12 protein-coding genes are annotated in these 10698 nt (G+C 41.9%); 1 reads left to right on the top strand and 11 read right to left on the bottom strand.

Annotation, left to right across the window (positions count from 1 at the left end; genetic code table 11):
• The 3 genes from RWS39_RS01585 to RWS39_RS01575 all read right to left on the bottom strand — a co-directional run.
• Positions 1-556: signal recognition particle receptor subunit alpha (locus RWS39_RS01585; RefSeq protein ID WP_314479726.1), on the bottom strand; the 556-nt coding region annotated here is incomplete at its 3' end.
• A gap of 55 nt (positions 557-611) precedes the next feature.
• Positions 612-944, bottom strand: coding sequence for a putative DNA-binding protein (locus RWS39_RS01580; RefSeq protein ID WP_314479724.1), 333 nt, complete (start codon positions 942-944; stop codon positions 612-614).
• A gap of 117 nt (positions 945-1061) precedes the next feature.
• A complete protein-coding gene (locus RWS39_RS01575) occupies positions 1062-1760 on the bottom strand; it encodes a GntR family transcriptional regulator (RefSeq protein WP_045497347.1) in 699 nt (232 codons plus the stop codon).
• A gap of 241 nt (positions 1761-2001) precedes the next feature.
• Here RWS39_RS01575 and guaA point away from each other — a divergent pair, with 241 nt between their 5' ends.
• Complete coding sequence (guaA, locus tag RWS39_RS01570; RefSeq protein WP_125372839.1) at positions 2002-3561, top strand: glutamine-hydrolyzing GMP synthase; 1560 nt, start codon at positions 2002-2004, stop codon at positions 3559-3561.
• Positions 3562-3620: 59 nt separating this feature from the next.
• Here guaA and RWS39_RS01565 read toward each other — a convergent pair whose 3' ends face one another.
• From RWS39_RS01565 to RWS39_RS01530, 8 genes are all read right to left on the bottom strand, one after another.
• Positions 3621-4601 (bottom strand): DUF1002 domain-containing protein, encoded by a 981-nt coding sequence (locus RWS39_RS01565; RefSeq protein WP_314479718.1) that lies wholly within the window; start codon positions 4599-4601, stop codon positions 3621-3623.
• A 169-nt stretch (positions 4602-4770) separates the two neighbouring features.
• Entirely contained in the window at positions 4771-5622 is an 852-nt protein-coding gene (locus RWS39_RS01560; protein WP_314479715.1) for an alpha/beta hydrolase, read from the bottom strand.
• Between the two features lie 206 nt (positions 5623-5828).
• Entirely contained in the window at positions 5829-6410 is a 582-nt protein-coding gene (locus RWS39_RS01555; RefSeq protein ID WP_314479712.1) for a GrpB family protein, read from the bottom strand.
• 74 nt (positions 6411-6484) lie between these two features.
• Entirely contained in the window at positions 6485-7222 is a 738-nt protein-coding gene (locus tag RWS39_RS01550; protein ID WP_314479709.1) for a DUF3307 domain-containing protein, read from the bottom strand.
• Positions 7219-7884 carry a SatD family protein gene (locus RWS39_RS01545; protein ID WP_314479707.1) on the bottom strand — a complete coding sequence of 222 codons (666 nt, stop codon included), beginning with the start codon at positions 7882-7884 and terminating at the stop codon, positions 7219-7221. The genes RWS39_RS01550 and RWS39_RS01545 overlap by 4 nt, the downstream gene beginning before the upstream one ends.
• Before the next feature lie 96 nt (positions 7885-7980).
• The gene (locus RWS39_RS01540) at positions 7981-8298 is read right to left on the bottom strand and encodes a TfoX/Sxy family protein (RefSeq protein ID WP_314479704.1); all 318 of its coding nucleotides are present in this window, start codon (positions 8296-8298) and stop codon (positions 7981-7983) included.
• 147 nt (positions 8299-8445) lie between these two features.
• On the bottom strand, positions 8446-9966 hold the full coding sequence (locus tag RWS39_RS01535) for an ABC transporter permease/substrate-binding protein (protein ID WP_314479702.1): 1521 nt from the start codon (positions 9964-9966) through the stop codon (positions 8446-8448).
• Positions 9959-10687 carry an ABC transporter ATP-binding protein gene (locus tag RWS39_RS01530; RefSeq protein WP_314479699.1) on the bottom strand — a complete coding sequence of 243 codons (729 nt, stop codon included), beginning with the start codon at positions 10685-10687 and terminating at the stop codon, positions 9959-9961. Before RWS39_RS01530 ends, RWS39_RS01535 begins: the two co-directional genes overlap by 8 nt.
• Between the last annotated feature and the right edge of the window lie 11 nt (positions 10688-10698).

Raw genomic sequence — 10698 nt, 5'->3', positions numbered from 1 at the left:
CGTTGTGATTAGCCTTGGCTTGCTCCAAACCTTGACGGACAATCTCTACTGCTGGAATTTCTGTCCCCAAGGCAAAGACTGGCACATCAATCTGTTGGCCCAGTGTTTTCAGCTGATCAATAGCCGCTGGACGGTAAATGTCCGCCGCAATCATCAAAGGACGAGCATTTTCTTCTTTCTTGAGTTTATTGGCCAACTTACCCGCAAAGGTTGTTTTACCAGCCCCTTGCAAACCAACCATCATGATAATAGTCGGAATCTTTGGTGACTTTATAATCTCGGCAGTGTCAGAACCCAGAATTGCTGTTAGCTCTTCGTCTACGATTTTGATGATTTGTTGAGCTGGATTGAGCGTGTCAATAACTTCGTGTCCAATAGCCCGCTCACGAATCTTTTTAATAAAGTCTTTAACAACAGGCAGGGCAACGTCAGCTTCCAAGAGAGCAAGGCGGATCTCCTTGGTCGCTTCCTGGATATCACTCTCAGAAATTTTTCCCTTTCTGCGTAAGTTTTTAAAGACGTTCTGTAAACGTTCAGTTAAATTTTCAAAAGCCATAAATATTTCTCCTCTTAATTATCAAATGATGGAAATGGACAGGTTTCTATCCGTTTTATTCTCGGTTATCAATGCTGGACAAAATCGCAAGCTTCTCCTGCAAATAGGGGTCATCAGGGTATTTCTCCATAATCTGATCAAAAATCTGACTTCTGACGATATAGTCAGAGTACATGTGCAGTTTCATTTCGTAGTCTTCCAGAATTTTCTCCGTCCGCTTGATATTGTCATAGACAGCTTGGCGGCTCACATTAAACTCCTCGGCAATCTCAGCAAGACTGTAGTCATCCGCATAGTAGAGCTCAATATAGTTCATTTGCTTGTCGGTCAGCAAAGCTGCATAAAACTCAAACAGAGCGTTCATTCGATTTGTTTTTTCAATTTCCATAAAGAATATTATACCAAATAATCCCTTTAAACTCCACTCTTTCGGTATGTTTGAAAATGGAGAATTATAAAAAACTGCCGACCGACAGTTTTTTATAACGTAATTTAAATTATGTAATCATTTGTTTTCTAAATAAAATTCAAAGCGTTCGCCGACATACTGGCTTTTTACGTACTCAAAGGCTGTTCCATCATCAAAATAAGAAACTTGTGTCAAGCCTAAAATAGCATGACCACGGGGGATTCCTAGGTATTTAGCGATTTTTTCCTTGGCCAAACGGGCGTAAATAGTTTGTTGGGACTTGCCAATTTTATAGCCGTGCTCTTGTAGAGTTTGAAAGAAATGACTGGTCACTTCTTCTTTTTTGAAATTCTTTATAAATTTCTCTGGAATTGAGGCAACTTCATAGACCACGGGGATATCATCAGCGTAGCGAACCCGTTCCATGCGGATGATGTTCTCTGTCTTATGGATGCCCAGCTTTTCGACTTCTCGCTCGCTAGGCAGTGTCCGACGGTAGGAAATCAGCTGGCTGGACGGTATTTTTCCTTGAGACTTCATAATTTCTGTAAAACTAGTTGTTCCACGCATTTTTTCCTGAACGCGTGTGCTTGCGACATAAGTCCCGCTGCCGACTCGACGCTCTAGCACCCCTTCCTCCACCAGAAGCGTAATAGCTTGGCGCAGGGTCATTCTGCTGACCTCGAAAGTTTCAGCAAGATCACGTTCGCTTGGCAAACGCTCGCCAATCTCCCAAATACCCTCGTCAATATCTTTTTTAATTTGATCATGTATTTTCACATAAGCAGGTAACATCATAGCCCTCTTTTCTGATTTTAAGCAGCTTTTTTATACATTTATTGTATTATCAATTAGTTTAAAAGTCAAACTAAATATCAATTAATGTAGGAAAATCCTATTTTATTATCAATTCTTAGAGCAAAAGTCCTTACTTTTCAGTTATTTTTACTTGCAGCTAGTCCTATTACCTTGGAAAAATTCGATTTTTGTGATAAAATGATGGGAAAAAGATTACTTCTTTTAAGAAAGGGAAAAGATGACAACTACAACTGAATTGCAAGATGTTGAAAAAATCATCGTGCTTGATTACGGCAGCCAGTACAACCAGCTGATCTCACGTCGTATCCGTGAAATTGGTGTATTTTCTGAACTCAAGAGCCACAAGATCACGGCGGATGAAGTCCGTGCTATCCGTCCTGTTGGGATTATCCTTTCAGGTGGACCTAACTCAGTTTATGAAGAAGGTTCATTTGATATTGACCCAGAGATTTTTGAACTTGGTATTCCAATTTTGGGGATTTGCTACGGTATGCAGCTTTTGACTCATAAATTAGGCGGGAAAGTGGTGCCAGCAGGTGATGCCGGCAATCGTGAATATGGTCAATCAAAACTAACACATACCACTTCTCCTCTCTTTGAAAGCACACCAGAAGAGCAGCTTGTCCTGATGAGCCACGGTGATGCGGTGACGGAGATCCCTGCAGACTTTGTCCGCACTGGTACATCTGCAGACTGTCCTTTTGCATCTATTGAAAATCCTAACAAGAAAATCTACGGAATCCAGTTCCACCCTGAGGTTCGTCATTCTGAGTACGGTTACGACATTCTGCGCAATTTTGCTCTCAATATCTGTGGCGCTAAGGGTGACTGGTCTATGGATAACTTCATCGATATGCAGATTCAAAAAATCCGTGAAACAGTCGGTGACAAGCGTGTCCTACTCGGCCTATCAGGTGGTGTTGACTCTTCTGTCGTAGGTGTCCTCTTGCAGAAAGCTATTGGCGATCAATTGATCTGTATCTTCGTAGATCATGGTCTTTTGCGTAAAGGCGAAGCTGATCAAGTTATGGAGATGCTAGGTGGCAAGTTTGGTCTTAATATCGTTAAAGCGGACGCAGCGAAGCGTTTCCTTGACAAACTTGCTGGCGTATCTGATCCTGAGCAAAAACGTAAAATCATCGGAAACGAGTTTGTCTATGTCTTTGACGACGAAGCCAGCAAACTAAAAGACGTAAAATTCTTGGCTCAAGGTACACTTTATACTGACGTTATCGAATCTGGTACTGACACTGCTCAAACTATCAAGTCTCACCACAATGTTGGCGGTCTGCCAGAAGATATGCAGTTTGAGTTAATTGAACCTCTAAATACACTTTACAAGGATGAAGTGCGCGCTTTGGGTACAGAGCTTGGCATGCCTGATGAAATTGTCTGGCGCCAGCCATTCCCAGGCCCTGGTCTTGCTATCCGTGTCATGGGTGAAATCACAGAGGAGAAATTGGAAACCGTCCGCGAATCAGACGCTATTCTCCGCGAAGAAATCGCCAAGGCTGGTCTTGACCGCGATATCTGGCAATACTTCACTGTCAACACTGGCGTTCGTTCAGTCGGTGTTATGGGCGATGGCCGGACTTACGACTACACAATTGCAATTCGTGCTATCACTTCTATCGATGGTATGACAGCTGACTTTGCCAAGATCCCTTGGGAAGTTCTGCAAAAAATCTCTGTCCGTATCGTCAATGAAGTTGACCATGTTAACCGCATCGTCTACGATATTACCAGCAAACCACCTGCAACTGTGGAGTGGGAGTAAAAATATGCAAAAACCAGCTAGAATCTAGCTGGTTTTTTAGTTATATTTTAAAGACAGTCTTATTGACCTAGCAGGCCCTTAAAGAAATTGACGATTGCATTCCAGATATTGCTGAAGAAATTACCGCTATCTTCCAGAAGTCCGTTCGCGTCAAAGTTGAGGTTGATATTATTGAAGGTATCACCGGCCTTTGAGACAATACTGTTTTTCAGATCGTTGAGTGTCTTTGTGAAATCAGCATTTGTGATGACTCCGCTGCTTGAAAGATTGACCGCAAAGTTGACAATCAGGTTGATTTGGTCAGCTGTAATTGAGCTACTGAGTCCGTAGTTTTTCAGTGTTTCTTCAACGATTTTACGGACATCAGCTTCTGTCAAGTTGCTGTTATTCTTTTTAGCATTGGCAACAGCTGTTTTTATATCTGTCAGAGCCACATTCAGCTTATCAGCATCGTAACCTTCCTTACCTTGGTTCTCAGCGTTGATATTTGAAAGTGCGGCTAATTCTTCCTGAGCCAGATCTTTATTTTCCTGAGGAACGCTAGCTCCATTTTCCTCCAGCGAGTAATAAATACCAGCTAGGGCGCTTTCTCCAGTTACAGGGATAGGTGCTGCTACTGTAATTTCTGCATGCTGCACGCCCAAGGTGACTGCTGCATTGCGATACATATCCTCTGTAACCTTGGTGATATTTTGCGGCGTCACAATCTTGACTTGAAGTGGCTTCTTGTTGCCCAACTTCTTAATCTTAACAGAAGAATACAGTTGCAAACTAGGATCATTTGCTACATTCATAATCTTTGAATAGACATCAGGTGTCATTGTTTTCAGAGGTTTAGAATCACTCGTTGCATTGTAGCCTAAGAGCTGAAGCGTTTGCTCTTTTTGGCTGTCATCCAAGGAATAGCCCAAGACATACTCAGGCTGAACATAGGTTTCGTCAATGACTTTTTGAACGTTTGTGTCAGCCATTGCTGTAGAAACGGTAAAGAGCGTAGCTAGAAAAGCTCCTGCCGTTAGTAATGTTTTCTTAAATTTCATTTAACTCCTCAATCTATCTCTAAACAATAAGGTTTTAGAGAAGCTTCGATTATAATCAGCGGATTGCGCTGTCGCATTAAATTAGGAAAGGAAAACCTTCCATAGAACAAAATAGTATAAAATGCTTAAAGTTTTCTTATAGACAGAGAATAGCCTGCATTTCTTAAAATCATTTGCCCCAAAGAAAATCAATCAATAATCTATCTACTTCTGGATTTTCATGCAGCTGGCTATGCTGAGCCAGAGGGCCAGTCACTCGTTTTTCCTGATAGGACTTGGCATTGTCGATTACAAGATACTTGAGACTGCGAGAGGAAACGTTTAAAACAGAACCATCTGATTGATTTTTAAAATCTCCATAGATATTGAGAATCTCCACTTGATCTTGCGGATAAATTTCGCGCAAGCCCAGAAGTTTTTGATAGTTATCACTCATGGCGCTAGGTTGTCCTGTATGGTTATCTAGAATAGTCAAATTAGCTGGCAGATCCATCCCCTCCAAACCATTGACATGATTGGCGATATTTACCTGCTTTTGTAACTGTGGAAGCTCTTCATTCTGAGCATGTTCTAATAGGTAAAATAAGATAGACATATTTCCCATAGAATGTGCGACAAAATTCATCTTTTTAAATCCATACCTTGCTTGCAACTTTCGAACAACTGCTGCTGCATATTCTCCGTCTTGGGCATAATTAGCATTTCGATTGTCCTCGAACTCAACCATGACAATTGGATTGATAGCATCTTTTAGTATCTCTCCTTTCAAGCTTACTTGAGCATGACTGTCAACCGTAGCTGTGATGATGGTTTGAGTAACTCCAGCTTGTCTAGCTGCCTCTACCATATGCTTTTCAGCATTAGCACTTGAGCCATAACCATGGAAAAATAATGTCGGAGTCCTTGATTGAATATAGTCACTACTATTAACCTCTCTTGTTTGTAGCTTGGACCCTAGAAATAAAGTGACAAGACCAATAAACAGAAAAGTTGAGAGTGCGATGATAGACCGTTTTCTCATTTTCCACCTCCTATCTTGGTATAGACTAGTATTATAACATTTCTAGTATTTGTAAACAAATAAAGGATTTGAGATTCAATTTAAATCACATCATATTATTTAAATTGAAATTTATAACTATGAATACGTATTATAACGAATTGAGGTAACTGTCGAGTTATTTATTCTAATTAAACCAAATATAGTGGATTTGCAGGACTTTCCGGTTAGGACAGGCTGTCATCATACCTTCTCTTATAAAGCTTTTTGGCTTTTTGCGTGTACTGCCTGATGAAATCAGTTTTAGCTTCTGTATAGGCATCACGATTGTGCTCGTACTTTTTCCATAAGATTAATTTCAACTGCTCGTAGTCTTTAGCGACAGCTGGATGGTCTTTCAGATAGTCTCGGAAATAGAGTTCATCATGGTCTCCATAGTAGCGCAGATGCAAGTGAAAAACTCGTTCAGCAAAACCTTGCAGTGTATAGCCCTTGTTAAAAGACATGCGGCCTTCTGACTCTGACATAAGCAGGTAGCCATGCTCCAGCAATTCTCTCTTGATGCTATCCATATCTTCAGTTCGAGGAATTTCTAAGAGAATATCAATAATCGGCTTAGCCCATATCCCCTCAATAGATGTGGAACCAATATGATGCATTTTATACAACTGATTTGCTGGCAAAAAACTTTGTATTCTTCTGCTTTCCTCCACATACCAAGCTGTCCAGTCCTTATTGTGCTCCTCTAAGAAAATCGGGAATAGTTGCCATAATTCTTCTAAAGACATATCTTCTAGGTTTTTGGCCATGTGCCTTCTCCTTTCTTTATAGAAAATAAGAATCAAAGTAAAGACTGAGAATTATATCCCAGCCTCAGTTTTTATTACCAATAAAGCAAGCCATAAGTCAGTAAAACACTGATCATGCTAAAGAGTGAGCCAATCAGATAGTATTCTGCAAAGGACTGGCTTTCAGAAATTTTATTATAGCGAGCGATAGATTTGGCTGTGAAGACCAATCCAATCGCTGTAAATTGTCCGAAAATAAGGGAAAGTCCCATAATCAAGCGCTCCAAAATCCCAATCATAGCACCAGCCCCCGCAATAGCTTCTCCACTCTCTTCCCTTGCCTGATACTTGCTGAAGAAGAGTTTAAAGAGGATATTAATTGGCTTACCAGTAAGGGCGAAGAAAAAGAGAGCCTGCAGCATGAGGTAGCGCTCAGACAGCCAATTAGGAGCTGGAATTTGCTGCTGTCCTAAGAGAAAATAAAGAGCAAAAACGCTTATCAGATGCAAGAGCTGATCCAGTAAAAAGGCTAACTTTTGAGCTTGGCGACGGACAATCAAAGAATGCAGCCTATACTTCAAGAAATCAATAAGCGCATGGCTGAGCCAGACCAAGGCGAAAAATAGCAGATACTTAGGTAGGATGATCCCTAAGAACAACAAAGGTAGCAAAACAATCCCCAAATGGCGAATTAAAAAATTTAGCCGTCGACTTTTGAGGTCGGCCATCTTCTGACTTTGAAGCTGAAAATCAGCTAGAACATGAGCTAGCAAAGTCAGTACAAGAATCGGATTCTGCATGAAAAATTCTGAAAATCCCATAAAATTTGTCATTCTTCAGCCTCCTTTGCTGCCTGTAGAATCATTCTCATAGCTAAATGGCGATTTCTCAGATAAATCTTCAAACCAGACGACTTGAGCCGCTTACTAAGCGCACTGGGACTAATCTGCAGCAACTCTGCTATTTCCCCGTGAGAAAAATTTTCATCATAGATATATTCCATGAGCATCCGCTCGAGTACCTCTCTCTGGCTAGCATTCCACTTGCTCTGGATAAAGGACGCAGCCGCCAGCACTGTATTAACTGCCTGACTGAGCTCGTCATCGCCTAAGGATACCGCCAAGCGACTGCTGCCATAATCATTTTTCTCATGGACTGCGTTAATAGCTGCGCGTGCCCTCCAGTAGGCTGGACCGTCAGAACCAATACTTTGCTCGCGATTGATCTCGGTCACAATCTCACCCAGACCAAGGCCAAAGCGAATCGGGTGAGGAAAGCCTAAGGCAATCTGATCAATGAGCCGCATGACTTCAGTATTAGGGCGCAACAAAGCCTGAAACTCATCTCCAGTCGTAATGGTAAAAGGCGACACCAGATAATCCTGATAATCCTGATTTAGCACCGCCATCATGTCCTGCAGGTCCTTCTGGGCCTGCTTACGATTTTTCAGCTGTTTTGATTCGATCAAATCTCCAATAAGAGCAATATAAAGCATAGCTGACCAAACCTCCTTTAAGTCCATTATAACGGAAAAATCTTAAAATATCCATTATAACGGAAAATTTTAGAAATATCCATTAGAACAGAAAGACTATTTTTTCTTTTTAGGTGTAGGTAAGGCAGGGTAGGCCGCTTCAATCAAACTACAGAGAAAAGCAGCATCTTCTACTTCTTCTATATGAAGCATTGGCTTTGCACCTGGATAAGGGATTTCATAGATTGGATTTTCCAAAAGATCGAGAGCTGGCTTGACTGGCTTGAGCAGCAGGCGATTGTCATAAATCCCACCGAATAAGCGACCTCGATAATAAAGCAAATATTCCCCCATCATCTTGCGAAAGCTAATTTCTTGACCTAAGCCCTGCAGCTGCCTCAGGATAAAATCCAAATATTCTTGACTAGATGCCATCGAAACACCTCCATGAATTGATACTTTATTATACCAAAAATGGATGAAGATTGCCTGACTAAGAGATAAACACAGCTTCTTCAATCCGTAGTCTATCTATCCCCAAGTAAGCAAAAAAGCTAGACCTTACAAGTCTAACTTTTTTGCTTATTTTTTTAAAAGCCCTTCCTTGACCAGATAATCACGCGCGACAGCTTCCGCTTTTTTGCCTTCAATGCCAACTTGATAATTCATCTGGCTCATCTGGCTTTCCGTAATTTTACCAGATAGCTTATTGAGAATACCTTCCAATTCAGGGTGTTTTTCGAGCAATTCAGCCTTCAGGAGAGGTGCTCCTTGATAAGGAGGGAAAAGGTGCTTATCGTCTTCTAAAACTTGTAAATCATAACGCGCAAGTTCTGCGTCAGTCGAATAGGCATCCGTGATTTGAATATCACCAGACTGGATAGCTTGGTAGCGAAGGGCTGGCTCCATAGTTGACACATTGAGATTCAGTCCATAGACAGATTGAAGTCCTTTGTTCCCATCTTCACGATCGTTAAACTCTAGGGTAAAACCAGCTTTGAGCTTATCCTGAACTGTCTTAAGGTCAGAGATGGTTTTAAGATTGTATTCTTTGGCGATAGTCTTTGGAACTGCAATTGCATAGGTATTCTGATAGGCCATGTGATTGAGCAAGACTAGATTGTCCTGTTTTTTGATTCCATCACGTGCTGCTTCAAAAACTTCTTCAGCGTCATTGCTAACCTTTGGAGCAGGCTGCAAGAGAGTTCCAGTAATCGTACCGGTAAACTCAGGATAGATATCAACATCACCTTTTTTCAGAGCTTGATAAAGGAAGTCGGTCTTCCCAAAGTTTGGCTTTACTGTCACAGTCATATCCGTATTTTCCTCGATGAGAAGTTTATACATATTCATGAGAAGCTCTGGCTCTGGCCCCAATTTCCCAGCTATAACCAGATGATCCTTCTCCTGCTTGGGAAGCAGACTCGGTGTGTAAGACGCGCCGAGGCCGAGGATTAAGACCGCAAAAGCTGTAAATACCGTTCGAAACTTAGCTTTTTCCATCCATTTAAGGAGACTGTTGAAAAGAATGGCCAAAACTGCGGATGAAATTGCTCCAATCAAAATCAGACTGGCATTGCGACGATCAATTCCTAGAAGGATAAAAGAACCTAGTCCACCAGCTCCGACGAGGGCTGCTAGAGTTGCTGTTCCGATAATCATAACCGTTGCTGTCCGAACTCCTGATACAATGACGGGCATTGCTAGAGGCAGTTCAAACTTTTGGAGTCGTTCCCACTTGGTCATCCCAAAGGCGATTCCAGCTTCTTCTAAACTAGGATCAATCCCATTCAAAGCCGTGACAGTATTTTCTAAAATCGGGAAAATAGCGTAAATCACCAGAGCAGTCAGTGCCGGCAGTGTACCAATCCCCATGAGGGGGATAAAGAGTCCCAGCAAGGCCATTGAAGGAATGGTTTGAAAGATTCCCGCAATTTGCAGCACCCAATTGGCTACTTTTTTATGACTATGTAGATAGATAGCAAGCGGAATGGTCAGGAATATGGCCACTAGTAAAGTCAGAAGAGACAGCTGGAGGTGTTGCCCTAAGGCTACCAACCATTCGCCAAAGCGCTCCTGAAAGGTAGAAAACAAATTAGCCATGTTGAACACCTCCAAATAAATCCGCTACGAAGCTGGTCGCAGGTGCAGATAAGATTTTCTCAGGTGTCGCTACTTGACGAATCTCCCCGTCCTGTAAAACTGCAATCCTATCTCCTAATTTCAAAGCTTCGTCCGTATCGTGGGTGACAAAAATGGTCGTCACCCCAAACTCATTATGCAGTTGCTTGATCAAAGTCTGCAATTGTTTTCTAGAAATAGCATCTAGCGCTGAAAAAGGCTCGTCCATGAGTAGGATCTTTGGCTGACCAATCATTGCACGGACAATACCCACACGCTGCTGTTCCCCACCTGACAGCTCACTCGGCAGTCGATGACCATAGTCTTCGGCAGGCAAGCCTACTAGCTCCAGCAATTCATCAGTCTTCTGCTGAATATCTGCCTTGCTCCATCCTTTCATTTCAGGAATGAGAGCAATATTTTCGGCCACAGTTAGGTTTGGAAAGAGGGCAATTGCTTGTAAGACATAGCCTGTAGAAAGGCGGAGTTCACGCTCATCATAGTCCTTAATGCGCTTGCCATCCATGTAAACATCACCATCTGTAGGTTCCAAAAGGCGGTTGATCATCTTGAGCATAGTCGTCTTGCCAGACCCAGATGGCCCAACTAAAACCATGAATTCACCATCTTCAATCCGTAAGTTGACATCTCTCAAGACATACTTTTCTGTGTAGCGTAGCGCTACATTTTTGTATTCAATCATTCTTTCTCCTC

Origin of the sequence: Streptococcus cristatus (genome assembly GCF_963529205.1) — a bacterium.
In the GTDB taxonomy this organism is placed as follows: domain Bacteria; phylum Bacillota; class Bacilli; order Lactobacillales; family Streptococcaceae; genus Streptococcus; species Streptococcus cristatus_O.
This window is presented reverse-complemented; position numbering and strand designations above follow the sequence as displayed.

What these genes read in the sequence shown, in the direction of transcription:
- RWS39_RS01580 (WP_314479724.1), bottom strand. Translation starts at nt 944, where the DNA reads ATGGAAATTGAAAAAACAAATCGAATGAACGCTCTGTTTGAGTTTTAT.
- RWS39_RS01575 (WP_045497347.1), bottom strand. Translation starts at nt 1,760, where the DNA reads ATGTTACCTGCTTATGTGAAAATACATGATCAAATTAAAAAAGATATT.
- guaA (WP_125372839.1), top strand. Translation starts at nt 2,002, where the DNA reads ATGACAACTACAACTGAATTGCAAGATGTTGAAAAAATCATCGTGCTT.
- RWS39_RS01565 (WP_314479718.1), bottom strand. Translation starts at nt 4,601, where the DNA reads ATGAAATTTAAGAAAACATTACTAACGGCAGGAGCTTTTCTAGCTACG.
- RWS39_RS01560 (WP_314479715.1), bottom strand. Translation starts at nt 5,622, where the DNA reads ATGAGAAAACGGTCTATCATCGCACTCTCAACTTTTCTGTTTATTGGT.
- RWS39_RS01555 (WP_314479712.1), bottom strand. Translation starts at nt 6,410, where the DNA reads ATGGCCAAAAACCTAGAAGATATGTCTTTAGAAGAATTATGGCAACTA.
- RWS39_RS01550 (WP_314479709.1), bottom strand. Translation starts at nt 7,222, where the DNA reads ATGACAAATTTTATGGGATTTTCAGAATTTTTCATGCAGAATCCGATT.
- RWS39_RS01545 (WP_314479707.1), bottom strand. Translation starts at nt 7,884, where the DNA reads ATGCTTTATATTGCTCTTATTGGAGATTTGATCGAATCAAAACAGCTG.
- RWS39_RS01540 (WP_314479704.1), bottom strand. Translation starts at nt 8,298, where the DNA reads ATGGCATCTAGTCAAGAATATTTGGATTTTATCCTGAGGCAGCTGCAG.
- RWS39_RS01535 (WP_314479702.1), bottom strand. Translation starts at nt 9,966, where the DNA reads ATGGCTAATTTGTTTTCTACCTTTCAGGAGCGCTTTGGCGAATGGTTG.
- RWS39_RS01530 (WP_314479699.1), bottom strand. Translation starts at nt 10,687, where the DNA reads ATGATTGAATACAAAAATGTAGCGCTACGCTACACAGAAAAGTATGTC.